At 33.9% G+C, this 25,524-nt stretch carries 25 protein-coding genes; 13 read left to right on the top strand and 12 right to left on the bottom strand.

Features of this window, described 5'->3' with window-relative positions:
- Window positions 1–49 precede the first annotated feature (49 nt).
- The 3 genes from ACM39_RS13405 (at window position 50) to ACM39_RS13395 (ending at window position 1,588) form a co-directional block, all read left to right on the top strand.
- Window positions 50–250, top strand: coding sequence for a TIGR04139 family peptide modification target (locus tag ACM39_RS13405; protein WP_048511555.1), 201 nt, complete (start codon window positions 50–52; stop codon window positions 248–250).
- A gap of 64 nt (window positions 251–314) precedes the next feature.
- Complete coding sequence (locus tag ACM39_RS13400) at window positions 315–1,208, top strand: hypothetical protein (protein ID WP_228377114.1); 894 nt, start codon at window positions 315–317, stop codon at window positions 1,206–1,208.
- On the top strand, window positions 1,205–1,588 hold the full coding sequence (locus ACM39_RS13395) for an alpha-L-glutamate ligase (RefSeq protein WP_048511646.1): 384 nt from the start codon (window positions 1,205–1,207) through the stop codon (window positions 1,586–1,588). The genes ACM39_RS13400 and ACM39_RS13395 overlap by 4 nt, the downstream gene beginning before the upstream one ends.
- 555 nt (window positions 1,589–2,143) lie before the next feature.
- Here the strand turns inward: ACM39_RS13395 and ACM39_RS13390 are convergent.
- A complete protein-coding gene (locus ACM39_RS13390) occupies window positions 2,144–4,576 on the bottom strand; it encodes a transketolase C-terminal domain-containing protein (RefSeq protein WP_048511645.1) in 2,433 nt (810 codons plus the stop codon).
- A 137-nt stretch (window positions 4,577–4,713) separates the two neighbouring features.
- Here ACM39_RS13390 and ACM39_RS13385 point away from each other — a divergent pair, with 137 nt between their 5' ends.
- Window positions 4,714–5,007: a hypothetical protein gene (locus tag ACM39_RS13385; protein ID WP_048511554.1), complete on the top strand. Its 294-nt coding sequence runs from the start codon at window positions 4,714–4,716 to the stop codon at window positions 5,005–5,007.
- Between the two features lies 1 nt (window position 5,008).
- Here ACM39_RS13385 and ACM39_RS13380 read toward each other — a convergent pair whose 3' ends face one another.
- The 6 genes from ACM39_RS13380 to gyrB all read right to left on the bottom strand — a co-directional run bounded on the left by ACM39_RS13380 (window position 5,009) and on the right by gyrB (window position 12,461).
- Window positions 5,009–5,986 carry a polyprenyl synthetase family protein gene (locus ACM39_RS13380; protein WP_048511553.1) on the bottom strand — a complete coding sequence of 326 codons (978 nt, stop codon included), beginning with the start codon at window positions 5,984–5,986 and terminating at the stop codon, window positions 5,009–5,011.
- A gap of 72 nt (window positions 5,987–6,058) precedes the next feature.
- Window positions 6,059–6,967 (bottom strand): hypothetical protein, encoded by a 909-nt coding sequence (locus ACM39_RS13375; protein WP_048511552.1) that lies wholly within the window; start codon window positions 6,965–6,967, stop codon window positions 6,059–6,061.
- Between the two features lie 145 nt (window positions 6,968–7,112).
- Window positions 7,113–8,051: a sterol desaturase family protein gene (locus tag ACM39_RS13370; protein WP_048511551.1), complete on the bottom strand. Its 939-nt coding sequence runs from the start codon at window positions 8,049–8,051 to the stop codon at window positions 7,113–7,115.
- Between the two features lie 75 nt (window positions 8,052–8,126).
- On the bottom strand, window positions 8,127–9,161 hold the full coding sequence (rlmN, locus tag ACM39_RS13365) for a 23S rRNA (adenine(2503)-C(2))-methyltransferase RlmN (protein ID WP_048511550.1): 1,035 nt from the start codon (window positions 9,159–9,161) through the stop codon (window positions 8,127–8,129).
- 71 nt (window positions 9,162–9,232) lie between these two features.
- Window positions 9,233–10,282 carry a tRNA preQ1(34) S-adenosylmethionine ribosyltransferase-isomerase QueA gene (gene queA, locus ACM39_RS13360; protein ID WP_048511549.1) on the bottom strand — a complete coding sequence of 350 codons (1,050 nt, stop codon included), beginning with the start codon at window positions 10,280–10,282 and terminating at the stop codon, window positions 9,233–9,235.
- A gap of 244 nt (window positions 10,283–10,526) precedes the next feature.
- A complete protein-coding gene (gene gyrB / locus ACM39_RS13355) occupies window positions 10,527–12,461 on the bottom strand; it encodes a DNA topoisomerase (ATP-hydrolyzing) subunit B (protein WP_048511548.1) in 1,935 nt (644 codons plus the stop codon).
- Window positions 12,462–12,689: 228 nt separating this feature from the next.
- Between gyrB and ACM39_RS13350 the strand changes: the two genes are divergently transcribed.
- Together ACM39_RS13350 and ACM39_RS13345 are read left to right on the top strand one after the other, a co-directional pair.
- Entirely contained in the window at window positions 12,690–14,033 is a 1,344-nt protein-coding gene (locus tag ACM39_RS13350) for a cytochrome ubiquinol oxidase subunit I (RefSeq protein WP_048511547.1), read from the top strand.
- Window positions 14,030–15,034 (top strand): cytochrome d ubiquinol oxidase subunit II, encoded by a 1,005-nt coding sequence (locus ACM39_RS13345; protein WP_048511546.1) that lies wholly within the window; start codon window positions 14,030–14,032, stop codon window positions 15,032–15,034. Before ACM39_RS13350 ends, ACM39_RS13345 begins: the two co-directional genes overlap by 4 nt.
- Window positions 15,035–15,089: 55 nt before the next feature.
- On the opposite strand, the gene ACM39_RS13340 is transcribed toward ACM39_RS13345, so the two are convergent.
- The 5 genes from ACM39_RS13340 to ACM39_RS13320 form a co-directional block, all read right to left on the bottom strand.
- A complete protein-coding gene (locus ACM39_RS13340; RefSeq protein WP_082140599.1) occupies window positions 15,090–15,914 on the bottom strand; it encodes an OmpA family protein in 825 nt (274 codons plus the stop codon).
- A 104-nt stretch (window positions 15,915–16,018) separates the two neighbouring features.
- Window positions 16,019–17,716: a lysine--tRNA ligase gene (gene lysS, locus ACM39_RS13335; protein WP_048511544.1), complete on the bottom strand. Its 1,698-nt coding sequence runs from the start codon at window positions 17,714–17,716 to the stop codon at window positions 16,019–16,021.
- Window positions 17,717–17,827: 111 nt separating this feature from the next.
- Complete coding sequence (gene rlmF, locus ACM39_RS13330; RefSeq protein ID WP_048511543.1) at window positions 17,828–18,757, bottom strand: 23S rRNA (adenine(1618)-N(6))-methyltransferase RlmF; 930 nt, start codon at window positions 18,755–18,757, stop codon at window positions 17,828–17,830.
- Window positions 18,758–18,759: 2 nt separating this feature from the next.
- On the bottom strand, window positions 18,760–19,125 hold the full coding sequence (locus tag ACM39_RS13325) for a c-type cytochrome (protein WP_048511542.1): 366 nt from the start codon (window positions 19,123–19,125) through the stop codon (window positions 18,760–18,762).
- The gene (locus tag ACM39_RS13320) at window positions 19,125–19,343 is read right to left on the bottom strand and encodes a hypothetical protein (protein ID WP_048511541.1); all 219 of its coding nucleotides are present in this window, start codon (window positions 19,341–19,343) and stop codon (window positions 19,125–19,127) included. The genes ACM39_RS13325 and ACM39_RS13320 overlap by 1 nt, the downstream gene beginning before the upstream one ends.
- Before the next feature lie 131 nt (window positions 19,344–19,474).
- Between ACM39_RS13320 and ACM39_RS13315 the strand changes: the two genes are divergently transcribed.
- The 7 genes from ACM39_RS13315 (at window position 19,475) to ACM39_RS13285 (ending at window position 25,503) form a co-directional block, all read left to right on the top strand.
- The gene (locus ACM39_RS13315; RefSeq protein WP_048511540.1) at window positions 19,475–20,125 is read left to right on the top strand and encodes a hypothetical protein; all 651 of its coding nucleotides are present in this window, start codon (window positions 19,475–19,477) and stop codon (window positions 20,123–20,125) included.
- A gap of 235 nt (window positions 20,126–20,360) precedes the next feature.
- Window positions 20,361–21,788: an anthranilate synthase component I family protein gene (locus ACM39_RS13310; protein WP_048511539.1), complete on the top strand. Its 1,428-nt coding sequence runs from the start codon at window positions 20,361–20,363 to the stop codon at window positions 21,786–21,788.
- A 37-nt stretch (window positions 21,789–21,825) separates the two neighbouring features.
- Window positions 21,826–22,419 (top strand): anthranilate synthase component II, encoded by a 594-nt coding sequence (locus ACM39_RS13305; protein WP_048511538.1) that lies wholly within the window; start codon window positions 21,826–21,828, stop codon window positions 22,417–22,419.
- A gap of 38 nt (window positions 22,420–22,457) precedes the next feature.
- Window positions 22,458–23,444 carry an anthranilate phosphoribosyltransferase gene (gene trpD / locus ACM39_RS13300; protein WP_048511644.1) on the top strand — a complete coding sequence of 329 codons (987 nt, stop codon included), beginning with the start codon at window positions 22,458–22,460 and terminating at the stop codon, window positions 23,442–23,444.
- A gap of 17 nt (window positions 23,445–23,461) precedes the next feature.
- Window positions 23,462–24,238, top strand: a complete 777-nt coding sequence (trpC, locus tag ACM39_RS19375; protein WP_048511537.1) for an indole-3-glycerol phosphate synthase TrpC — start codon at window positions 23,462–23,464, stop codon at window positions 24,236–24,238.
- Complete coding sequence (locus tag ACM39_RS19370; RefSeq protein WP_048511536.1) at window positions 24,239–24,901, top strand: phosphoribosylanthranilate isomerase; 663 nt, start codon at window positions 24,239–24,241, stop codon at window positions 24,899–24,901. It abuts the gene before it with no gap.
- 80 nt (window positions 24,902–24,981) lie between these two features.
- Window positions 24,982–25,503, top strand: a complete 522-nt coding sequence (locus ACM39_RS13285; RefSeq protein WP_131701458.1) for a hypothetical protein — start codon at window positions 24,982–24,984, stop codon at window positions 25,501–25,503.
- Window positions 25,504–25,524 lie beyond the last annotated feature (21 nt).

Here is a 25,524-nt window from a genome sequence, read left to right as displayed (position 1 = left end):
TGTCAGGGCTTATATGACAAAGATAATTATTAAATTAAAATGAAAAAAAATGAAAAAATTAACAGGCATGAAGAAGAACTTTTCTTCTTTGGAAAATAAACAGTTAAAAGATTTAAAAACTATTCAAGGAGGCACATGCAATATACAATCCAATGTAAATGTTGGAGAAAACTGTGTAGAATATGATGTATATGATTCTCCGGGCGGAGGTTATAAAGGTAGGATAACAACCTGTGGGCCTAATGCATAATTTATTTGTAAAATAAAAATAAGGGGAAAATAAATCTCCCTTATCAATATAAAAAACATTTTGCGTGAAAAAACATTTTAATAAAAAGTCCATTTTTTACTTAATAGCCATATTTTCAACATGGACATTTTTTTTTAATTCTTGTAAAAGTAGAGAGTTCGATTATATTACCTATTATAATAGAGTAAATGAAATTGACAGTATTTATCGGATGGCAAATAATCCTCAAAAAGCTATAAAAAAATATCGTAAATTATTTAGAAAATATACACCTAAAAATCAGGAACGCATAGAAGAGTATTTCACATATATTAAAATATCTGATGATTACAATAAAAATTTTGGTGGAAAAAAAAGTCTTTATAAACTGATACCTTTAATAGCTCCCTATGGTGACAGTTATAAAGACCAATTCAAGCTTTATCAAAAGTATGGAATAGACAGCACAGAAGTAAATCAAAGAGTTGCAGATTGGAAAAAAAGTCTAAATAAACAACTTATTGATTCTTTCACAATAGCTATGATACGAGATCAGGTAGGCAGACCTAACGATAAAACATTGGTCAAAAAGAATGTTGAAAAAAATGCACATCTTTTCCTATGGACGTTTACAAATTATGGGTTTCCTTCTTCACAAAAAATAGGACGACTTGGAAATAATGATGTTTTTATCGCAATGCCAACTTTATTGAGCCATATGGTATCATCAGAAAGTTATCCCATAATTAAAAGCAAAGTATTTGAATATTTGAAATCAGGTGATTGTTCCCCTCAGGATTATTCACTTATGGCAGATACCTTTGATAATAATAAGAATACAGCATCAAGGTTTAGATATAGAAATAAAACCCAAGATTCGACTCAGGTTAATCGAAGTAGAAAAAGCATAGGACTACCCAGTTTGAAACATGAAGCTGAAATCAGAAAAGATTTTTTCAAAAAAACAAAAAAGAAATGATTTTAATTGTAACGAAAAATCAAGAAACTACCACTAATGAAGTTATAAATTGGCTTTCTGAGATGGGTAAAAAATTTATTCGTGTACATGAAGATGAGATTTTTGAAATTAAAGTTTATAAAAAAAGAATTTTCTTGGAAAGTCACAGAACACAATTTTTCTTAGATGAGATTACCAGTTTTTGGTACAGAAGAGGAAGGCTCCGCTTTAAACACTTGCACTACAATAATCCCTCAGTTGATATTCATATGAATGAACATCAACACTGGTTACAAGATTATATAATAAAAACACTTGAGTCCAAAAAAAACATTAATAAACAGAGTAATAGTAGTGTTAATAAACTATTAGTGCTAGAACAAGCAAAAAAATTGGGTTAGATAATGCTGTTAAATTAACTTTTGAGGATTATTTAAAATATTTAAATGATAAAAATAATAACAGAAAATAGTGATCGTTCCGGTAATGAAATCATAGAATATCTTATATCTAATAATGCTAATTTTGAAAGGATTGATTGTGATAACTCATTACTTTCTAATGAAATTCAACCAGACGAATAGGCACAAAGACGGGAATATTAAACATTGTCACAAATCTTCGGAAATATTAAAGAAATAGGTTTACAGCAGGCTTTACAACATGCTGATTAAAAAAAATACTGGAATCTTACCAAAGATGAGATAGAAGCCTGCAAAGATTGTGAGTTCAGGTACATTTGTACAGATTGCAGAGCGTATACAGAAAGAACCCACAGTAATGAAAACGGATTAGACATTTCAAAACCTTTGAAATGCGGTTATAATCCCTACACCGGAGAATGGGAAGAATGGAGTACAAATCCTCTAAAGCAGAAAGCAATAAATTTTTATAAAATAAGATAATTAAAAAACCGCTTTCCTTAGAAAGCGGTTCAAATTTATCTAAAAACTCAATTAAAATATCGCAGGATATTTTTGAGGATTTGTTTCATTAAACATGGTGTAAATCTTCTCAACCATATCATCTGAAGATGGCTTGCTGAAATAGTCTCCATCACTTGCATACGCTGGTCTGTGATCATTTGCAGCAATTGTCAAAGGATCAGAATCTAAATATCTGAAAGCTTTTTGTTTCTCTAAAATCTGCTGAAGAATAAACGCCGAAGTTCCACCTTCCACATCTTCGTCAATTACTACTAATCTGTTGGTTTTCTTCACGCTTTCAGCAATTTCATTTGTCAAATCAAAAGGTATTAAAGACTGAACGTCAATAACTTCCGCGGAAATTCCTAATTTTTCAAGTTCTTCCGCTGCCTCCATGACAATTCTCCAGGTCGAGCCGTAAGTTACCAACGTAACATCTTTTCCCTCTCTTGTTACTTCAATTTTCCCTACAGGAACAGTGAATTCACCCAAGTTATCAGGTTGTTTTTCTTTTAATCTGTAACCGTTCAGGCATTCAACAATAACCGCAGGATCATCGCTTTGGAGCATGGTATTATAGAATCCGGCAGCTTTCGTTAAGTTTCTTGGAACCAATACCAAAATACCTTTTGAAAGATTCAAAATTCCCGCCATCGGAGAACCTGAATGCCAAACTCCCTCTAGCCTGTGCCCTCTTGTTCTGATAATTACAGGAGCTTTTTGTCCGCCTTTTGTTCTGTATTGTACCGTCGCCAAATCATCGCTCATTCCTTGCAAACAGTACAAAATATAGTCTAAATACTGTATTTCGGCAATTGGCCTCAAACCTCTCATTGCCATACCGATACCCTGTCCCAAGATCGTTGCTTCACGGATTCCCGTATCGGCAACGCGAATATCACCGTATTTTTCCTGCATTCCTTCAAGGCCCTGGTTGACATCACCGATATTTCCGGCATCTTCACCAAAAACTAAAGTTTCAGGGTATTTTTCAAAAATTTTATCAAAATTATTTCTTACCACTACTCTTCCGTCCACATCTTCAGAGCTGTCAGAATAGATTGGTTTGATTTCTTTTACGTTTTCAGCTTTCCACTGAGACTGAGAATATAAATGAGAAGAATAATTATCTTTTTCTACTTCAAAAATCTCATTATATTTCTGCATCAATTGATTTCTTTCCGCAGAATTTGTTCCTCTTGTTGCCAGTAAAGATTTTCTTATCAAATGGAAAACATCTTTCTTCGCTTTTGAAACTAATTTATTGAATTGATTAATATAATTTTCAATTTCAGTATTTTGTCCTTTAAGGTTTTCCACTAAAGGCAGAACCGAATGAATTAAATCTGTAATTGTTTTTTGATAGCTTTCCCAAGCCGTTTTTTGTCCCGCTTTTACAGTTCTTTTCGCTTCTTCATCGATTGAATCTAATTCTTCTGAACTTGCGATAATTTCTTCTTTTCCGTCAATTTCGATCGAATAATTCAAAATCCATTCTCTGAATTTTACTAACCCGTCAAACTGAGATTCCCAAGCTAAACGCTCTTCGTTTTTATATCTTTCATGAGAACCTGAAGTAGAATGACCCTGAGGCTGCGTAACTTCAATAACATGAACAACTACAGGAACGCTTTCCATTCTTGCAAACTGTTCGGCTCTTGCATAAGCATCCAGCAATGATGGATAATCCCAAGCTTTCACCTGAATGATTTCACAACCTTGATTTTCACCTTCTTTTCTCTGAAAACCACTCAACATTTCAGCAATATCTGCTTTTGCTCTCTGGTTTTTGGTAGGAACTGATATTCCGTAACCGTCATCCCAAATCGAAACAACCATCGGAACCTGAAGCGCACAGGCTGCATTCAACGTTTCCCAGAAATGACCTTCTGCCGTAGAAGCATCTCCGATTGTTCCAAAAGCGATTTCATTACCATTTTTTGAGAATTTTTCAGAACCGTCGAATTGTACTGATTTATATATTTTTGAAGCCTGAGCCAAGCCTAATAATCTAGGCATCTGCCCTGCTGTAGGCGAAATATCAGAAGAAATATTTTTTTGTGCTGTTAAATCTTTCCAGCTTCCGTCTTCATTCAAACTTCTTGTGGCAAAGTGGCCGTTCATCTGTCTTCCCGCCGATGCAGGCTCTCTTTCCACACTTGTATCCGCATATAACTGCGCAAAGAAACTTTCAACCGTCAAAGCATCCACAGCTAACGAAAAAGTCTGATCTCTGTAATATCCTGAACGGAAGTCGCCATTTCTGAAAACTTTCGCCATTGCCAACTGAGGAAGCTCTTTACCATCCCCAAAAATTCCAAACTTAGCTTTTCCTGTAAGTACTTCTCTTCTTCCCAGATAAGACATTTCGCGAGAAATTCTCCCTAATTTGTAATCCTCAAGTATCTGATTTTTAAAATCTTGAAAAGAAATTTGCTGTGTTTCAATATAAGTTGTTTGCATAGCCAAATAAAAAAGGTTTTTGTTCTTCAAGTATTTTGCTAATATACACTTTTTAAATTAATTTTAATTTTTATTAATCTTTTTTAAAAATTTGATAATAAAAAAAATTGTGGTTTATTTTGAATAAATTTGTAAACATGGAAAGAAAATCATCCCATATCCTCAATGCATCGAGCAATCTTTTAGGGTTTTCACTGGTGATTATCACTTCTTTAAAAATCTCTAAGATTAGTCAGAGTACGCATTTGGACGAATTTGCCGGAATTGCCTGCCTGTTTTTTGCCTTCAGCTGTTTTTTCTCATTTTTGGCTATCAGAACAAAAAAAGAAAAGCAGGAAAACAAGTTTGAGAATATTGCGGATTATTTATTTTTAATCGCTTTATTTTGTATTGTATTAGCTGTTATTATTGTAACGATGAAAGTTATTTAGTTTAAAATTTTCTCTCAATTACGTAATCCAGCATAAGATGTAAAGATTTTTTTGCTTCAGAATCAGGAAATTCATTCAGAATATCTTTTGCTTTTTGCTGAAAATCCTTCATTACTTTAATGGCATAATCTAAACCTCCGGAATTTTTAACGAAAGAAATTAACTCTTTCACACGCTTCTGGTCATTATTATAACGCTTTATCGTGTTAAAATAGTATTTTCTGTCCTTTTCGCCAGCTATTTTTAAAGTATGAATTAAAGGCAATGTCATTTTCTGTTCTTTAATATCAATTCCTACCGGTTTTCCGATAACGTTTGAACTTAAATAATCAAAAAGATCATCTTTAATTTGAAAAGCCATCCCGGTATAAGTTCCGAAATCAAGCATTTTTTTGGCTAAAACTTCATCTGTACTGTTTGACAATACTCCGATTTCGCAACAAGCAGCAATTAAAGTCGCCGTTTTCTGGCGAATAATTTCGTAGTAAACATCTTCCGTAATATCTAATTTTCTGGCTTTTTCCAATTGAAGAAGCTCTCCTTCAGACATTTCACGGATTGTTCTGGAAATTACGGACAACAAATCATAATCTTTATGATCTGTTGATAATAAAACTGATTTTGAAAGAAGATAATCTCCTACCAACACCGCAATTTTATTTTTCCATAACGCATTGATTGAAAAAAAATTACGGCGTTTAAAGCTTTCATCCACCACATCATCATGCACCAAAGTTGCCGTATGGATCAACTCTATCATAGAAGCACCACGATAGGTTTTTTCGTTGACATTACCTACCAATTTTGCACAAAGAAAAACAAACATAGGACGCATCTGCTTCCCTTTTGTAGTAACGATAAAACGAGTAACTTTATCTAGTAAAGGGACTTTACTCTGCATCGATTCATAAAACTTCTCTTCAAAAAGTTTCATTTCCTCATTAATCGGTTGCTTAATTTCTTCTACGATATTTGCCAAAATTTTCGAATAATGGATAAATAATTATTAATTCTTACAAAGATAATTTTTTTCAGTTAATTTTAAGAGAAATTAATCTTTGAGTTTATCTTTTGGAACAAAATACAGGCTCTGCTTTGTACTTCCCAACGGAGAATTGAATTTTTCCCCCGAAATATAAATTCCGGACTCATCTACAGCGATTCCTTCAATCTGTCCGATTGACATGGCAGTACCTAAATAGTAACGTTTTGGAGTTCCTTCAAAAAATATTCCCGGTTCTGTTTCGTTAAAAACCTCTAAAAAGACTTCTGTTTTCTTCGTATAGCCGGCCAGATAAAGTTTTTTATCAAAATAAGAAGCATCTGTAACTACAAAATCAGTTTTAAAAGCCTCTATTTTTTCAGCTCTTTGTTTTTCTGAAATTTCAGGATTAATAATATAATGTGTCGTTGATTTTGAAGCCCATTCTTTCGTGAAAATATGCAGTTTCCCGTTTAAATAAATCATTGCTTCTGTGTCGAAATCTGTGTTTAAATTCTTGGAAGTAAAATCTTTTTGCTCAGGATAAAAAAACGGGATAGACATCCCGTCAGGATTTCTCTCAGATACCGAAATATTAGTATTATTTACATTGTTTAGATTTTCGTAGGGAATTTTATAAACCGTAAGATCTTTTCTCTCACCTGTATTATTTCCGAAATCACCTATATAAAAATTTTCACCATCATTCGTTAAAGCTTCCCAATCTTTATTGATTAAATTGGTTGTAAATATCCGGATAATTTCTCCGTTATCCTTATTAATTTCATAAATATCGGCTGTATTCCCACTGTCATTGAAAGTATAAAGTTTTCCATTTAAGATATTTAATCCTGAAGTTTCTTTAATTTTTTCCCCTAAATGGCTGATTCTGTATTTTCTAATCTTTAGAAAATCTGTTCTTTGGGAAAACGAAAATGTAGAAATTACAATGGTAAGAGTCAGAAACAACTTTTTCATAGAGTAAAAATAGAGTTTTCTGGTTTCAACTACAAAAGCCGCAAAAGTTTTAATTAAATTTTAATGATAAAAAAAGACGAACAATTGTCCGCCTCTCGTGATTATATAGATTTTATTGAAAATTTTTTGCTGTTTATTTAATAAATCAAGCCGTTTTTTTTTGATGCTCTTGCTTTCTTTTCGCTTTTTTTGCTAAATATTCCTTTTGGTATTGCCTTACCGTTTTTCCGGTTCCGTCATGTCTCCAACCCGGAGAATTAAAGACATAATTGATTCTGTCTGAAAATTTTAAACCGGGTTGTTTGATATCTTTCCAGATTTTTCTCCATTCATAAAGCAGGACAGTATCGGGTTTATTGTCCGGCATTTTGGGGTAAATTCCATATTTTACAGGAACATTTGGATCTTCTTTTTCGAATGTCCCAAAAATTTTGTCCCAAATAATCAGGCACATCCCCATATTTCTATCCAAATATTTGATATTACAAGCATGATGAACACGGTGATGAGAAGGAGTTACCAAAATATATTCTAAAATCCCCATACTTTTCACTGTCTGTGTATGCACCCAAGTTCCGTAAACCTGACCTATAGCGTAAACGACCATAATATGCCAGGGATTAAATCCTAAAAAAGCCAACGGAGAAAAATATAAATATCTGTAAAGCGGCTGTAAAACAGGACTTCTGAAACCTGTTGTTAAATTAAAAAACTCTGAATTGTGATGGGTGATATGCACTGCCCAAAACGCCCTTGAATGATGATCTACATAATGCAGAACATAATAGGCAAAATCAGTAATAACAAAGCAAATTAACCAATACCAAATTGTAAAATCCCAAGTAAAAAGCCTGTGGTTGTAGAAGAAAAACATCACCCCCATTGCAAAGGCTTTCATGACAAGATCCAGCCCAAAATTCATCAATGCAAGATAAATACTTGTGGCTACATCTTTTCCACTATATAATTTCGCCTCTGAAATGTGGCTGTAAATCATTTCCGCTAAGATAACCGTGGCGTGAAGAGGTATTGACCACGCATATACATTTTCCAATCCGTCTTCGCCAAGAAAGTAATCCATCATCACCTTTTAGTTTTATCTACAAAGGTAAGATTTTAAGAAATTCTTAAGAAAAATTTTTAAATTTTTAAGGAAATTTTAATCAACAGTTTTATTGGCAAGCTGACCACAAGCGGCATCAATATCTCCGCCACGGCTTTTACGAATCATTACAGTAATGCCTGCATTTTCCAGCTGACGTACATAATTTTCTTCTGCCTGTTTGTTACACTGATCGTATTTTCCGTCTCCGATAGGATTATATTGAATTAAATTAACTTTAGAAGGCACCTGTTTACAGTATTTAATCAAGGCTTTAATATCTTCATCACTGTCATTAATACCTTTCCATACACAATATTCAAAAGTGATAACAGAGCCTGTCTTTTGATACCAATATTGAAGAGACTCCATAATGTCCGTCAATGGGAATTTATCTGAAAACGGCATGATTTCGTTACGCTTAGATTCAATAGCTGAGTGAAGTGATAAAGCCAATTTTACACGCAGCTCATCATCGGCCAACATCTTGATCATCTTCGGAATTCCTGAAGTAGAAACAGTGATTCTTCTTGGAGACATCCCTAAACCTTCCGGCTGGGTAATTTTTCTGATAGCTTCTACTACGTTTTTGTAATTCATCATTGGCTCTCCCATCCCCATAAAAACGATATTCGTAAGAGGCCTGTCAAAATACATTTTACTCTGACTGTCAATCAAAGCTACCTGATCTACAATTTCTGCCACTTCAAGGTTTCTCATTCTTTTCAAACGAGCTGTTGCACAGAATTCGCAGTTTAACGAACATCCAACCTGGGAAGAGACACACGCTGTAGTTCTTGTTTCTGTAGGAATCAGTACAGATTCCACCAATAAACCATCGTGAAGTTTCACTCCGTTTTTAATGGTCCCGTCTTTACTTTTTTGGAGTAGATCAACAGAAACGGGGTTAATAGTATACTCTTCTGAAATTCTTTCGCGAAGAGGTTTCGAAAGATTCGTCATTTCATCAATCGAATGGAGATTTTTACTCCACAACCAATCATAAACCTGTTTCGCACGAAACGGCTTTTCTCCCAAAGACACAAAATAGTCTTTAAGCTGATCCAGTGATAAAGTTCTGATATCTTTCATTGTAAGATTATAGATTTTAGGTTGAAGGTCGCAGGTAAATACTACCTGCAACCTTTTACCTTATATCTTTATTAAAGAATTAACATAGCATCACCGTAAGAGTAAAATTTGTACTTCTCTTTTACGGCTTCTTCGTAAGCATGCATTACGAAATCTCTTCCTGCAAACGCTGCAATCATCATTAATAATGTAGATTTTGGCGTGTGAAAGTTCGTAATCATTGTATTTGCAACTCCAAAATCGTGAGGTGGATAGATAAATTTATTCGTCCAGCCATTGAATGCAGATATTTTTCTGTTTGAAGAAACTGAAGTTTCAATTGCTCTCATCGTTGTAGTTCCCACAGCACAAACTCTTCTGTTTTCCTGTACTGCTTTGTTGATGATTTCAGCATTTTTTTCATCGATGATGATTTCTTCAGACTCCATTTTGTGCTTAGAAAGGTCTTCAACTTCAATTGGATTGAAAGTCCCCAATCCTACATGAAGTGTAACTTCAGCAAAATTGATTCCTTTAATCTCCAATCTCTTCATCAAATGTTTTGAAAAATGAAGACCTGCGGTAGGTGCAGCAACAGCTCCTTCTACTTTTGCATAAATAGTCTGATATCTTTCAGCATCTTCAGGTTCTACAGATCTTTTGATATATTTTGGAAGCGGAGTTTCCCCCAATTCTTTCAATTTAGTTCTAAACTCTTCATAAGAACCATCAAATAAGAATCTTAAAGTTCTGCCTCTGGAAGTTGTATTATCGATAACCTCAGCGACCAAAGATTCATCTTCCGTGAAGAACAATTTGTTTCCAATTCTGATTTTTCTTGCCGGATCTACCAATACATCCCAAACACGAGTTTCTTTATCAAGCTCTCTTAAAAGGAAAACTTCAATTTTAGCCCCTGTTTTTTCTTTATTTCCATAAAGACGAGCAGGGAAAACTTTAGTATTGTTGAAAATAAATAAATCATCTTCCTCAAAATAATCTACCACATCTTTAAACAGCTTGTGCTCAATTGTTTCAGTTTTACGGTCTAATACCATCAATCTAGCTTCATCTCTGTGCTCAGAAGGATGTTCTGCTAGTAATTCTGCAGGAAGGTCGAAATTAAAATCGGATGTCTTCATTTTTTAAATTACGGTTTAAAAATTTATTGAAATTACAAGGTGTAATTTTCGAGGTGCAAATATACGACATTGAATACCCCTTTGTCAAGTTTTATTTAAACAGATATGAAAAACAATCAGGAAAGTGAATGATAGGTGGATTTAAGATTTGAAATATCTGCTTAAATTATTATTTTCATTATACCATAAGACAAAAAAAGACTTCATTCCTGAAGTCTTTTAATTTTATATCTTATAAATTTAATTATGCATCAATTTTAGCATATTTTGCATTCTTTTCGATAAAGTCTCTTCTTGGCGGAACCTCATCTCCCATTAACATTGAGAAAACACTGTCTGCTTCCACAGCATTGTCAATTGTTACCTGCTTCAAGATTCTATGTTCAGGATTTAGAGTCGTTTCCCAAAGTTGTTCAGGATTCATCTCTCCAAGACCTTTATAACGTTGAATTTCAACACCCTTTCCGTCCGGAGACATTTCTAAAGTAAACTCTTCACGCTCTTTTTCGTTGTAAGCATATACTTTTTTATTTCCTCTTTTCAATAAATATAAAGGCGGCTGAGCAATATAAATATATCCATTCTCAATAAGTTCTTTCATAAACCTGAAGAAGAACGTAAGAATCAACGTAGAAATGTGAGAACCATCAATATCGGCATCGGTCATGATTACAATTTTATGATATCTTAACTTAGCCATATTCAACGCTTTACTGTCTTCTTCTGTACCTACTGAAACGCCAAGAGCCGTATAAATATTTTTAATTTCTTCGTTATCATATACTTTATGAAGCATTGATTTTTCAACATTCAAAATTTTACCTCTCAACGGAAGAATAGCCTGAAAATGTCTGTCTCTACCTTGTTTTGCCGTTCCACCAGCCGAGTCTCCCTCTACTAAGAACAGTTCAGATTCTGAAGGGTTTTTCGATGAGCAGTCAGATAGTTTTCCCGGAAGCCCAGAACCTCCCATCGGGGATTTTCTCTGAACCATTTCACGAGCTTTCTTAGCGGCCTGTCTGGCTTTTGCAGCTAAAACTACTTTTTGAACAATCAATTTTGCTTCATTAGGATTTTCTTCCAAGAAGTTGGTAAGCATTTCCCCTACAATTTTATCAACAGCACCGGAAACTTCAGAATTCCCTAATTTTGTTTTAGTTTGTCCCTCAAACTGAGGTTCCATTACTTTTACAGAAATTACAGCCGTTAATCCTTCACGGAAATCATCTCCGGTAATTTCCACTTTTTCTTTTTGTGGAATACCCAGTTCATCAGCATATTTTTTCAAGGTTCTCGTCAAAGCACGTCTGAATCCCGCCAAGTGAGTACCTCCTTCGTGAGTATTGATATTATTAACGTAAGAATGTAGATTTTCGTTGAATGAAGTATTATAACGCATCGCCACTTCTACAGGAATTTCGTCTCTTTCACCTTCCATGAAAATTACTTGTTCCATAATCCCTTCACGGTTTCCATCGATAAATTCAACGAATTCCCTTAAACCTCCGTCAGAATGAAAGATTTCTGTTTTGAAAGAACCATCTTCCAGTTTTTCTCTTTCATCTGTAAGTGTAATAGTAATACCTTTATTAAGGTAAGAAAGTTCTCTTAAACGACTTGCTAAAGTGTCGTAATTGTAAACTAATTCTGTAAAAATAGTATCATCAGGCTGGAAAAACTGCTTTGTTCCTCTTTTGTCGCTGTGGCCTATCTCTTCAACTTCAGTCTGGGCTTTTCCTTTGGAATATATCTGCTGATATACGTTTCCGTCTCTGTAAACGGTAGTTACCATTTCGTTGGAAAGTGCATTCACACACGACACCCCAACTCCGTGAAGACCTCCGGAAACTTTATAAGAATCTTTATCAAATTTACCTCCGGCTCCGATTTTGGTCATTACAACCTCAAGAGCGGATTTTTGTTCTTTTTCGTGAAAGTCAACAGGAATACCTCTACCATTATCGCTTACTTCAATTCCGTTTCCTTCTTTAATAGCAACGAAGATCGTATCGCAGTATCCTGCCAAAGCCTCGTCAATAGAATTATCTACTACTTCATAAACCAAATGGTGAAGACCTCTTACTCCTACATCACCAATGTACATTGAAGGACGCATACGCACGTGTTCCATTCCTTCCAATGCCTGAATACTACTAGCTGTATATTGTTTTTGACTCATATCAAATATTAAATTTTTGCTAAATGCAAAGACCTACAAATATCGTGTTTTTTTTCGACTTATGAAAGTTAAAATATATCAAAAAAGAAGGGATTTTTCTCCACTGAAAAGAAATCATTATTTTAAAAAATATCAAAGTTAAAACCTATTGTTGAAATCAATACTGTTGTAAATCATACCGAACATCAATAATTTATGCTTAAATTTATTTACTCAAAAGTTGATGTTATGGATGATTTTCTAGCAGCCCGCGCACAAATGGCAATGTCGCTTGGGTTTCATATTATATTCTCCTGTGTGGGTATGGTGATGCCTTTTTTAATGGCCTTCGCGCACTGGAAATACTTAAAAACAAATAATGAAGTTTATAAAGGTCTTACAAAAGCATGGAGCAAAGGTGTAGCTATACTTTTCGCTACAGGTGCCGTATCCGGAACAATGCTTTCTTTCGAACTCGGACTTCTGTGGCCTGCTTTTATGAAACACGCGGGCCCAATTTTTGGAATGCCTTTTTCTCTGGAAGGTACAGCATTTTTTATTGAAGCGATTGCTATCGGATTTTTTCTTTATGGGTGGGATAAATTTAACAAATGGTTTCATTGGTTTTGTGGATTTCTGGTTGGGCTAAGTGGTTTAGCTTCAGGGATTTTAGTGGTTGCCGCAAACGCCTGGATGAACTCTCCTGCCGGTTTTGATTATGTAAACGGACAATACATACATATTGATCCCATAAAAGCAATGTTTAACGACGCTTGGTTTCCGCAGGCTTTACATATGACAGTTGCAGCATTTTGTGCGACAGGATTTGCCGTTGCAGGAGTTCATGCTTATTTAATCATGCAAAAAAAGAATGTAGAGTTTCACACCAAAGCATTCAAAATAGCTGCAGGATTTGCATTAATCGGAGCATTCGGAGCGCCTTTAAGCGGTGACATTGCCGCAAAATCCGTTGCAGAAAGACAACCTATCAAATTAGCAGCAATGGAAGCTCATTTCGAAACTGAAAAAGGTGCTTCTTTTGTAATCGGGGGAATTCCTGATGAAAAAAAAGGTGAAATAAAATATGCTGTAAAAATTCCAAAGGTTTTAAGCTTTTTAGTTGCTAATGATTTTAATGCTGAAGTAAAAGGCCTGAAAGATTTCCCAAGAGATCAATGGCCGCCTATCTCGGTTGTCCATTATGCTTTTCAGATTATGATTTTTTTCGGGGTTGTTATGATTTGTATAGGAGTCGTTTATTTATATGCCACATTTTTTAAGAAAGAATGGCTCAGTAAAAACTGGCTGCTAAAAACATTTTTAATAGCCTCACCTTTCGGATATATTGCTTTGGAAGCAGGTTGGACGGTTACAGAAGTCGGCCGACAACCGTGGATTATTTATGGAATCATGAGAACGGTCGATGCCGTGACACCAATGCCGGGGATACAGTATTCTTTTTACTTTTTCACTGCGATTTTTGTTTCATTATCATTGATTATCATCTTTTTATTGAGAAGACAAATACAAATGGTTCCGAAACTTTATGATCCTACTGATGTTCAGTTTAATGCTAAAAACAAAAAATCATGATTTACGTAGTTATAGGATTTCTTTGGTTATCAATTTGTTTGTATGTGATTTTGGGAGGAGCTGATTTTGGAGCGGGAATTGTTGAGCTCTTCACCAAAAAAAGAGCCCGTCACAAAACACAAGAAATCATGTATGAATCTATCGCACCAGTTTGGGAAGCCAATCATATGTGGCTGATTATTGCAATAGTAATCCTTTTTGTAGGATTTCCTGAAATTTACACTACTCTTTCGACTTATCTTCATATTCCCTTAGTTTTAATGCTTGTCGGAATTATTGCAAGAGGAACAGCATTTACTTTCAGACATTATGATGCAGTAAAAGACGACTGGCAACAGGTTTATACTCAGATATTTTACTTTTCGAGCTTGCTTACACCATTTTTCTTAGGGCTAATCGCTGCCGCAACAGTTTCTCACTCTATAAATCCTCATGCATCCAACTTTTTAGATTTATATATTTTCAGCTGGCTGAATTGGTTTGGTGTTGCTGTGGGATTATTTACGGTTTCAATCTGTGCCTATTTGGCATCTATATTTTCGTTAAGGGAAACAACTGACCGTTTAGAGCTTGGTTTAATGATTAAAAAATCAAAGCAAACCATGATTTTCGTTGTGATTACAGGAATTTTAGTATTTTACACTGCTTATGTTTCAGATATTCCCTTATTAATGTGGGTTTTCTCAAAACCCTTAGGAATTATGGCTACAGTGTTTGCAACTGTCGCCTTAGGTTTAATTTTAAGAGCAATGAATACCCAAAAATTACTTCCTGTAAGAGCATTGGCAGGATTCCAGGTAATCATGATTTTGGTTGCTGCAACGTATCAACACAACCCTAATATTATTTTATTTGCAAACGGGCAACATCTCTCATTACTGGAACATGTAGCTGCACCGAAAACCATCTCAGCGTTGGGGTGGGCTTTAATGCTTGGTTCCTTGTTTATATTGCCTTTTTTGTTTTACTTAATGTTTTCGTTTAGCAAGCAGAGAAAATAGTAATTGTAATGGAAAAGTTTCGGCGCCAGCTTTGCTGGCGCCGAAACTTTTCCACTTATTTTTTAATTACAACCAGCTCAACTCTTCTATTCCTAACCCGGTCAGCTTCCGTACGTTCGGGATAAGCTACAGGATTAAGATGTCCTTGACCTGTTACTTTTATACGATTAGGTCCAATTCCTAATTGTTGAAGAAATTCTTTTATCGCAGTTGCTCTTGTCCATGAAAGATTAAACGTACCCAAATCCAGATCCTCACCATCAAAATTTTCATAATCACAGCAAATATGACCTTGCAGCTCAATTTCTAACGTAGGATTTTCTTTTAATATTTTGAAAAGCTGTTTCATATTTTCATTTGCAGAAGAAAGCCAGACATGGCGGCCACCAATAAAGTTGATATTCGGTAAAGAAAAAATATCACCTTCTTTCATTTGAGAAATATCCAAACTAAAAAAACTGGGCTGTTCTTTTCTGAAAATCTTTTCTTCAGCATTAAATTCTTGATTAATAAAAATATCCACCCTTCTGTTTTTTCCACGCAATTCTTCTGTGCTGTTGTCATTTATCTGCTTTTCTTTTCCAAGCCCAACTGTGCTTATTACTTTAATATTGTTCCCTATCTTTTTCTTTAAATATAATTCAACTGCATTAGCTCTGTTCTCCGACAATGTTTTATTATAATCAGAACTTCCTGAAATATCACAGTTTCCAAAAATTCTGAATTTTAAATTGGTTTTTAATTGAGCCAAACTATCCAGTTTCTTTTTAGATTTTTCATTAAGCTCAAAACTGTTATACATAAAATAAACAGATGTAAGCATTTGCGCTTCCGTCTTTACAGAAAATAATAGTAGAAGAAAAAGTATGATGCTTTTCATCGGTTTGGGTTTTCCCTTACAACGTAAAATTATATTTTTATTGTTATAGAAAACAAAAATCCTGAAAATTTTCAGGATTTTATAATTTATTGTTTGGTAAAATTTTAAACTAACTTCATCAAAACATTTTCGTCAATTTTCTCAACTTTCACCAGATTATTCTTCGTTAAAGTTTTAGAAGCTTTGTCCCATTTTTTTCCTGAAAGTTTAGATTGCTCTTTCACTTCAGCCAAGGAAATCTGCTCTCCTGATTTCAAAATTTCCAAAATCACTTTTTCATCTTCACTCAATTCTACTTGAGGAACTGTTTTCTCAGGCTTCATTTGAGGGAAGAATAAAACTTCCTGAATTGACGGATTATTTGTTAAGAACATAATCAGCCTGTCCATTCCGATTCCCATTCCTGAAGTTGGCGGCATACCGTATTCCAACGCTCTCAAGAAATCTTCATCTATAAATTGCCCAGCCTCATCATCCCCTTTTTCAGATAGTCTCAATTGATCTTCAAAACGTTCTCTTTGGTCAATCGGATCATTAAGTTCAGAATATGCATTCGCAATTTCTTTACCGCAAACCATTAATTCAAAACGCTCTGTAAGACCTTCTTTGCTTCTGTGTTTTTTCGTAAGAGGAGACATCTCAACAGGGTAATCTGTAATGAAGGTCGGCTGAATAAAGTTTCCTTCACACTTTTCACCAAAAATTTCATCGATCAATTTTCCTTTCCCCATCGTTTCGTTTACCTCAATTCCGATAGATTTTGCAAAGTCGAATATTTCCTGCTCCGTTTTTCCAGTAATGTCGAAACCTGTATATCTTAAAATAGCTTCCGTCATAGAAACCCTTGCAAAAGGAGCTTTAAAGCTGATTTCATGCTCACCAAATCTTGCATTTGATGTTCCGTTTACCTGAATCGCGCAGAATTCCAATAATTTTTCAGTGAAATCCATCATCCAGTTGTAGTCCTTGTAAGCTACATAAATTTCCATAACGGTAAATTCAGGATTGTGTGTTCTGTCCATCCCTTCATTTCTGAAGTTTTTTGAGAATTCATAAACGCCATCAAAACCACCAACGATCAATCTTTTAAGATATAATTCGTTTGCGATTCTTAAATATAAAGGAATATCTAAAGCATTGTGATGTGTGATAAAAGGTCTAGCAGCCGCGCCACCAGGAATTGACTGTAAAACCGGGGTTTCAACCTCAAAATAACCTGCATCATTGAAGAAAGTTCTCATAGCATTGAACAATTTTGTTCTTTTCACAAAAACTTCTTTTACATGAGGATTTACCAATAAATCTACATAACGTTGCCTGTATCTTAGTTCCGGATCGTTGAACCCATCATGTACCACCCCATTTTCATCAGTTTTTGCCTGAGGAAGCGGTCTTAATGTCTTAGTTAGAAGCGTAAAATTTTTCACTAAAACTGTCATTTCACCAACCTGAGTCGTAAAGAGCTCTCCTTCAATCCCGATGATATCACCAATATCTAAAAGATGTTTGTAAACTTCATTATATAAAGTTTTATCTTCTCCTGTACAGATTTTGTCTCTATTAAAATAAACCTGAATCCTGCCTGTAGAATCCTGCAATTCAGCAAAAGAAGCCTTTCCTTGAATTCTGCGGGACATCAATCTACCGGCGATCTTCACCTGTTTATTTTCAGAAAAATCCTGTTTTATAGATTCTGTAGTATCTGTGATTGTGTATTCATCCGCAGGGAACGCGTTGATCCCCATTTCAACAAGCTTATTCAGCTTTTCTCTTCTAATGATTTCTTGTTCTGATAATTGCATTTCTTATTTTTCTAAAAGCGTACAAATTTAGTGAATATTTACAAATTTTTAGTGTAAAATATTCCTTAATAATATGATATAAAATCTGTTTAGATTATTGTGAAAATTAAATTACAAGAACCAATCTCTCCGATCTTGCTCAGAAATAAATGTCCAGGCTAGTATTCTGCTGATTTTTTGTCCCTGAGCCATTTCAATCGTTTTAAAGTCGACTGCTTTGATTTTCTTTAAAAGTAAAGCCAATTGATATAAATTATCCTTTTTGGAAACCAGGCATGTAAACCAAAGCACTTGTGAAGAATATAAGATACTTTCTTCGATCATTTTTGAGATAAAAGCCAATTCTCCACCTTCACACCATAATTCAGATTGCTGTCCTCCAAAATTAAGTAAAGGTTTTTGAATCTTTGATTTATTGATATTTTTAGTTTTTCTGAGATTACCCTTTATTGCAGATTCTTCAGAATCATGAAACGGAGGGTTGCACATAGAAAACATAAATCGATCTTTTACATCAACTATGTTTTTGAATATGTGATGAGAATCAGGCTGTTTTTTTAATTGGATAACAGATGAAAGCTCAGGATTATGGTGTAAAATCTGTTGAGCATTTTTCAGAGAATCTTCGTTGACATCCGTCCCCAACATTTTCCATCCATAAGATTTATGAGCTATTAAAGGATAAACAAGATTTGCACCGGTTCCGATATCTAAACCTTCTACGAACTTTCCTACCGGAATTTCGCTTTGCTGTTCTGCTAACAAGTCCGCAATATAATGTACATAATCTGCTCTTCCGGGAATTGGAGGACAAAGGTTAGCATCAGGAATATCCCAATTTTTAACATGATAAAAATGTTGCAGCAAAGCTTTGTTGAGTAATTTAACAGCTTTGGGAAGGCTAAAATTAATAGTGACTGTTTGATAAGCATTAATAAAAACATACTGTTTCAGTTCCGGCACACAAGAAATAAGTTGCTCAAAATCATAAGGATTACGATGCAGATTTCTTGTGTGCAGACTGAGTTTTTCAGTAGCCATATTTATTTTTTCTGACTTAAAATATATTCCACCATTTTCTTGGCATCTTCTTTAGATACTTGTGGGTGAGCTTGCATGGGCACACTTCCCCAGTTTCCGCTTCCTCCTTCTATAATTTTCGAAGCCAGCAATTCAATATCTTTTTCAGAATATTTATCCGCTATTTCTTTATAAGAAGGTCCTATCATTCTTTCAGTTGCATTGTGACATCCTGAACAGTCTTGAGCTTCTATAATTTGCTTTCCTGTAAGATTACCTGGTGCAGGTGCAGAAGCTTCAGAAGAAGTCGACCCAACTGATGTATTTTCTTTTTTAGAACAGGATAAAATAAGTAAACCTACACATCCTGCCAAAAATAATTTTTTCATTATTTTACTGCTGTAGAATCTGTTTTAACAGTTTCAGGAGCGGGTGTTACAGGAGTAGCAGCCGGCACAGCAGCAGGTTTTGCAGAAGAATCTACAACTGTAGTTACTTCTGGCTCTTCAAGCATTGTGTTACTGTCTTGTAAAGAATGATCCGTTTTTTTAGAACAGTTTACTACTAATAAACCTCCGATAAATGCAATTGCTAATACTTTTTTCATTGTTTTCTAATTTGAAGCAAAAATATAAAAAATAAATCTTCACACGACTTCTACTCACCCATTTTTAATCATATTTAAAGATTTTTTTTATTTATTATGATTATATTTAAATTACACTTTAAATTTAAACTATGGTTTTCATTTCTAAGATTCTATTTTTCACCAGCCATCATGGTTTTTATACAGTAATCATTCTTATTTTATTCTTTGGATTGATTTCAGCTTTAACCAAAAAGGCCTGGCTTCTGGCTCCTATTCTTCCTCTAGCAATTTTAAACGGGATTGGCGGACAATTCTTAAATGCATGGTTTTTAAATAAATACGGAACCGAAAGTACAGCGATAATCACTTCTGATGTTGAAACGAATTCTACATTAAACGATCAATATATTCATGATTATGAAGCTATTGTAAAAAAAGAGGACGGAAAATATGTAAATACCACATTTTCAACCACTACTGCCGCAATTTACCCTATAGAGAATGCTATCAGAATACCTCAGGCTGAGCAGTCTTTCCCAGTAAAATATATTCCGGGATATGAGAAAAATATTGTAATTCTCTACAATCAGTCTGAAGCAGGGAAAATGTTATTGAAATATGAAAAACAAGTTCCGATAAATAAAGCAAGAATAAAATATGAAGCCGATAAAACCAATAAAGAATTCATAGAAGAATACATTTCTGCTTTAGAAAATTATGTAAAAAGCTATAATGACCAGCCTGATTACAAACTGAAAATCAAAGAATTAAAAAAAGAATTGGTCATACTTAAACAATAAACAGTCTTTAAAAATTTTTAATATTCTTTTGCTTTTGTAAAAAAATGTTCTACATTTGTCCTATGTTTACAATGACTAACAATATTTGGTGGTGGCATTCAAACTCTTCGTCGGGTCTGAAGCTATTGTCGTGTTGTTAATCCACAGCAGGAATAATTAGAAAAATATATAAGACTTTGACGATTCTCGTTGAAGTCTTTTTTTATTTATTAAATTCATACAAAATAAACAACAAATGTTTAATAAAAAAATAAAAATAAAAACTGTTTCTAAAAAAACATTGGGGGATCTTCAAACCCCGATGAATATTTACTTACAGATTCGTGATAAATTCAGAGATACTATTCTTTTGGAAAGTTCTGATTCTAAAAATATTGATAATAATTTTTCATTTATTGCCGTAAACGCAGTCGCCGGGATTGAAATTAAAAATTTAAATGCATTTGAAATAAAACTTCCGGGAGAAGAACCTATTAAACAGTTTATTATAGAACATAATATTGCTGATGTTTTTGAAGATTTTTCCAACATTTTTGAATGTGAAAAGACAAATGATCCCGTAGAAGAAACAGCTCAAAGCCTTTTCGGATACACAAGTTTTGAGGCTGTTCAGTTTTTTGAAAATATAACATTTAAAGCTCAAAGTCCGGAAGTTGAAATTCCGATTTTGCGTTACAGATTGTATCAATATGTGATTGCCATCAACCATTACAACGATGAAATGCATATTATTGAAAATCAGCTTGAAGGGGTAAAATCTGAGCTTTATTTATTAGAAAGTTTAATTAAGAACCAAAACTCCGTCATTTACCCTTTCCGAAAAAATGGTAAAGAGACATCAAATATCACTGATGAAGAATATATTGAGTTGGTAAATACAGCCCAGAAACATTGTATGAGAGGTGATGTTTTCCAATTGGTTTTAAGCAGAAGATTTCAGCAAAAATTTCAGGGCGATGAGTTCAATGTTTACCGTGCTTTAAGAAATATTAATCCATCCCCTTACCTATTCTTTTTTGACTATGGAAATTATAAATTATTTGGATCAAGCCCTGAAAGCCAGTTAATTATCAAAGACAATAAAGCCATTATACATCCTATTGCAGGGACTTTCAAGAGAACAGGGCATTTCGAAACTGATTTACAGTCAATTGAAGAACTGAAAAATGACGCCAAGGAAAATGCAGAACATACAATGCTAGTAGATTTGGCAAGAAATGATTTGGGAAAATCAGGAAAGAATGTAACGGTGACAAAATTAAAGGAAATTCAACTTTTTTCACACGTAATACATATGGTAAGTGAAGTTACGGCAGATTTACCAGAAAAAACAAACCCTTTCGAAATGGTTGCTAAAACCTTTCCCCAAGGAACTTTAAGTGGTGCTCCAAAACATAAGGCTTTACAATTAATCAATAAATATGAAAAGGATTCGCGCGGATATTATGGTGGTTGCATCGGCATTATAGGTCTGAACGGAAGCTGTAATCAGGCCATCATGATTAGAACATTTTTAAGTAAAAACAATACATTATATTATCAGGCAGGAGCTGGTTTAGTTGCTAAATCAAATCCTGAAAGCGAGTTACAGGAAGTTAATAACAAGCTTAATGCATTGAAGAAAGCAGTTGAAAAAGCGGATAAACTAATGGATAATTACTAACTGCTGAATAATATTAAACCCTTATAATCAAAAAAAAATGAACAACAATATAAAATCATCAACTAAAGTACTCGTTTTTGACAATTACGACAGCTTTACTTATAACCTCGTCCAGATAATTGAAAGAATTCTGAATGAAAAGGTTGATGTTGTAAGAAACGACCAAATTTCACTGGAAGAAATCAATAAATATGATAAAATAATTCTGTCTCCCGGTCCCGGAATTCCTGAAGAAGCGGGCATTTTATTAGACTTGATTAAAGAATATGCACCTACAAAAAGTATTTTGGGAGTTTGTCTGGGCCAGCAGGCAATTGCAGAAGCTTTCGGAGGAAATCTGATTAACCTTTCAGAAATTTTTCATGGTGTGGCAACTTCGGCTGACCTGGTAAAAAATGATACTAAGCTTTTTAGAAATCTTTCAAGTGGTTTAGAAGTCGGAAGATATCACAGCTGGGCTGTCAATCCCGAAGGTTTTCCTGAAGAGCTGGAAATCACAGCCGTTGACAAAGACGGAATGATTATGGCTTTACAGCACAAAAAATATGATGTACACGGCGTTCAGTTTCATCCTGAGAGCATTTTAACTCCTGATGGAGAAATTATCATTAAAAACTTTCTACTAAATTGAAAACAACAGAAATTCCCTCAACTATAAAACCTCCACAAATGAAAGAAATCCTAGAATACCTCTTCAACCATCATACTTTGTCAAAATCTGAGGCAAAAGCTATTATGATTGAGATTGCTCAAAATAAATTCAATTCAACGGAAGTTACCGCTTTTATCAGCGTATTTTTGATGAGAAATATTACATTAAAAGAGTTGGAAGGTTTTCGTGAAGCGTTATTACAAATGGCAGTTCCGGTACATCTTGATACAAGTGATGCTATTGATATTGTGGGAACTGGCGGTGACGGCAAAAACACAATCAATATTTCTACATTAGCAAGTTTTATAGTTGCAGGAGCGGGTCAAAAAGTGACAAAACATGGAAATTACGGAGCATCGACTATTACAGGAGCATCCAACGTTTTGGAAGAGCTCGGATATGAATTTAAAAATGATTCAGAAAAATTAAATGAAGATTTGGAAAAAGCTAATATTTGCTTTCTACATGCACCCTATTTTCATCCTGCACTGCAATCGGTTGGAGCTTTGCGTAAATCTTTGGGATTAAGAACGTTTTTTAATTTATTAGGACCTTTGGTAAATCCTGCAAAACCCAAATATTCAATGATTGGGGTTTACAATTTAGAGATTGCAAGAATTTATCAATATTTGCTTCAAAAAGATAAAAATGATTTCATTTTAATTCATGGAATGGATGGTTATGACGAAATCAGCCTTACTCATGACAGTAAAATCATTACTAAAAACGGAGAAGAAATTTATTCAACGGAAGATTTGGGTTTTGGCTCTATCAGCCCGGAAAGTATAAAAGCGGGTGAAACCACCCAGGAAACGGCAAAAATTTTCAGGAATATTCTTGACGGAAAAGGTACAGAACAACAAAATGCAGTGGTTTTGGCAAATGCCGCAGTAGCCCTTTATCATACCAACAAATTTGGAAATTATGACGATTGCCTTTTATTGGCTCAGGAAAGCTTATTTGGAGGAAAAGCTTTGAGAGCACTTGAGCTGCTTTTGGAATGATAAGTTAATGACACGATATGAATATTTTAGATAAAATAATACAAAGAAAAAAAGAAGAGATCTCAGTCTCAAAATCTAAGGCTTCTATTCAGGAATTAAAAGATTCCGAGTTTTTCGAAAGAGAAAACTTTTCTTTAAAACAAAGCATAAAGAGTAAAAGCGGAATTATTGCTGAATTTAAAAGACAATCACCTTCAAAAGGCATTATTAATGGTAAAGTTCTGCCTTCAGAAGTAGTTTCCTCCTATGAAAAATTGGGAGCAAGCGGCGTTTCAATTCTTACCGATAAGGATTTCTTTGGAGGATGTTTTGAGGATGTTTTGAACGTAAGAAATCATATAAATATTCCAATTTTACGGAAAGATTTCATGATTGATGAATATCAGTTTTATGAAGCCAAAAGTATTGGAGCTGATATGATTTTGTTGATTGCAGCCTGTCTTTCGCCCATTCAGGTTCAGGAATTCACGGCACTTTCCCATGAATTAGGATTGGAAGTTTTATTGGAAATTCATACAGAAGAAGAACTTAAACATTTTAACTCTGATATTGATTTTGTTGGGATTAATAACAGGAATTTAAAAGATTTTAAAGTTGATTTACAACATTCAGTTCGGTTAAAAAATCAACTTCCGAAAGATGTTTTATCAATTGCTGAAAGTGGTATTTATAAAATTGAAGATTTTAATTATTTAAAAGAAAAAGGATTTGACGGATTCTTGATGGGTGAATATTTTATGAAAAATGAAAATCCCGCAAAAGCGTTTGAAGAATTTATTTCAAATTTAGTATAAATGAATTATCAAACAAAACTTAAAGTCTGCGGACTAACACAATTACACCAAATTCATGAATTAATTTCTATGAATACAGATTTCCTTGGTTTTATTTTCTATGAAAAATCGCCCAGGTATGTTTTAAGACATTTGAGTTTAGAGGATATTTTAACGATTAATCATCAAGGAAAAGTTGGAGTTTTTGTCAATGACAATGTAAATAAAATTGTTGAAATAGCAGAAAAAGCCAACTTGAATTTTATTCAGTTGCATGGTGATGAAGATGAAAATTTTATTTCGGAATTAAGAAAAAAACTGAACCCGACAATTGGAATTATTAAGGTGATCAGAATTGACTCTGAGTCTGCCCTTTCCATGAAAGGGAAATCTATTGATAGGTTCTTCTCTTCACCTCGTTCCATTCAGAATGACATTTCGTATATTTTATTTGACACAGATTCAAAGGCTTTTGGAGGAACAGGAAAACAATTCGACTGGAATATTTTAAATGAACTAAGAATACCCCTTCCCTATTTTTTGAGTGGCGGAATTTCTGAGGAAAATCTGAATGATATTACTATTTTAAAGCAAAAGCCTTTTGCAATAGATATTAATTCAAAATTTGAAATCGAAGCAGGAATAAAAGATTTAGATAGAATAAAAAATTTTAAGATGATATAAAAAATACTTTTTAAATCAAAAAAAACAAAACAGTGAAAAAATATTATTCGAAAAAACTTAAACTTTTAAAAATTAAGCGAATGAATCTCCAATCGATAAAGAAATCTGTTCATAAAGCTTTTTTTCCTATAAAGTTTAAAAACCAAAAAGTTGAGGAATTATATAATTTTATTTCTCAAAATGACAGTGATATCGAATATTGGAAAAATACCGATTTATTAGATGAATTTATTAATATCATTAAAGATTTTAACCAACATGATGTACGATATTTCTTTCGTACCATTAAATGGTGGAATAGTTATCATTTAGTGATAATTGCCGATAAGCTGCTTGATAACAATGTAAAATCAAGCGTAAAATATGATTTTGGATTTGTTTATTGTAAGATTTTCTGCCTGTATGAAAAATTTGATTCCTATTTTCTGATTGATAACCTGGAAATTGCTGTTAATATGTATAATTCCGGGCTAGACTTAAATATTTTAGCTGATTTAACTGCTAAAGTAAATTTCCTTTTTCAGCATAAACAGATTACCCAGCAACAATTTCAGCACAGCTTATCATTTATAAATCATTGCACAGATGAATTATCGAATTAAAACAAACAAAATAAAACTCTT

It is taken from the genome of Chryseobacterium sp. FH2 (assembly GCF_001045455.1).
Classification (GTDB): Bacteria; Bacteroidota; Bacteroidia; order Flavobacteriales; family Weeksellaceae; genus Chryseobacterium.
This window is presented reverse-complemented; position numbering and strand designations above follow the sequence as displayed.

Coding starts and splice junctions, on each gene's coding strand:
- ACM39_RS13395 (WP_048511646.1), top strand. CDS start 1,205: ATGATTTTAATTGTAACGAAAAATCAAGAAACTACCACTAATGAAGTT.
- queA (WP_048511549.1), bottom strand. CDS start 10,282: ATGAAGACATCCGATTTTAATTTCGACCTTCCTGCAGAATTACTAGCA.
- ACM39_RS13350 (WP_048511547.1), top strand. CDS start 12,690: ATGGATGATTTTCTAGCAGCCCGCGCACAAATGGCAATGTCGCTTGGG.
- ACM39_RS13310 (WP_048511539.1), top strand. CDS start 20,361: ATGTTTAATAAAAAAATAAAAATAAAAACTGTTTCTAAAAAAACATTG.
- ACM39_RS13345 (WP_048511546.1), top strand. CDS start 14,030: ATGATTTACGTAGTTATAGGATTTCTTTGGTTATCAATTTGTTTGTAT.
- ACM39_RS13285 (WP_131701458.1), top strand. CDS start 24,982: ATGAATCTCCAATCGATAAAGAAATCTGTTCATAAAGCTTTTTTTCCT.
- gyrB (WP_048511548.1), bottom strand. CDS start 12,461: ATGAGTCAAAAACAATATACAGCTAGTAGTATTCAGGCATTGGAAGGA.
- ACM39_RS13340 (WP_082140599.1), bottom strand. CDS start 15,914: ATGAAAAGCATCATACTTTTTCTTCTACTATTATTTTCTGTAAAGACG.
- rlmF (WP_048511543.1), bottom strand. CDS start 18,757: ATGGCTACTGAAAAACTCAGTCTGCACACAAGAAATCTGCATCGTAAT.
- ACM39_RS13385 (WP_048511554.1), top strand. CDS start 4,714: ATGGAAAGAAAATCATCCCATATCCTCAATGCATCGAGCAATCTTTTA.
- ACM39_RS13370 (WP_048511551.1), bottom strand. CDS start 8,051: ATGATGGATTACTTTCTTGGCGAAGACGGATTGGAAAATGTATATGCG.
- trpD (WP_048511644.1), top strand. CDS start 22,458: ATGAAAGAAATCCTAGAATACCTCTTCAACCATCATACTTTGTCAAAA.
- ACM39_RS13375 (WP_048511552.1), bottom strand. CDS start 6,967: ATGAAAAAGTTGTTTCTGACTCTTACCATTGTAATTTCTACATTTTCG.
- trpC (WP_048511537.1), top strand. CDS start 23,462: ATGAATATTTTAGATAAAATAATACAAAGAAAAAAAGAAGAGATCTCA.
- rlmN (WP_048511550.1), bottom strand. CDS start 9,161: ATGAAAGATATCAGAACTTTATCACTGGATCAGCTTAAAGACTATTTT.
- ACM39_RS13390 (WP_048511645.1), bottom strand. CDS start 4,576: ATGCAAACAACTTATATTGAAACACAGCAAATTTCTTTTCAAGATTTT.
- ACM39_RS13315 (WP_048511540.1), top strand. CDS start 19,475: ATGGTTTTCATTTCTAAGATTCTATTTTTCACCAGCCATCATGGTTTT.
- lysS (WP_048511544.1), bottom strand. CDS start 17,716: ATGCAATTATCAGAACAAGAAATCATTAGAAGAGAAAAGCTGAATAAG.
- ACM39_RS13320 (WP_048511541.1), bottom strand. CDS start 19,343: ATGAAAAAAGTATTAGCAATTGCATTTATCGGAGGTTTATTAGTAGTA.
- ACM39_RS13325 (WP_048511542.1), bottom strand. CDS start 19,125: ATGAAAAAATTATTTTTGGCAGGATGTGTAGGTTTACTTATTTTATCC.
- ACM39_RS13405 (WP_048511555.1), top strand. CDS start 50: ATGAAAAAATTAACAGGCATGAAGAAGAACTTTTCTTCTTTGGAAAAT.
- ACM39_RS19370 (WP_048511536.1), top strand. CDS start 24,239: ATGAATTATCAAACAAAACTTAAAGTCTGCGGACTAACACAATTACAC.
- ACM39_RS13305 (WP_048511538.1), top strand. CDS start 21,826: ATGAACAACAATATAAAATCATCAACTAAAGTACTCGTTTTTGACAAT.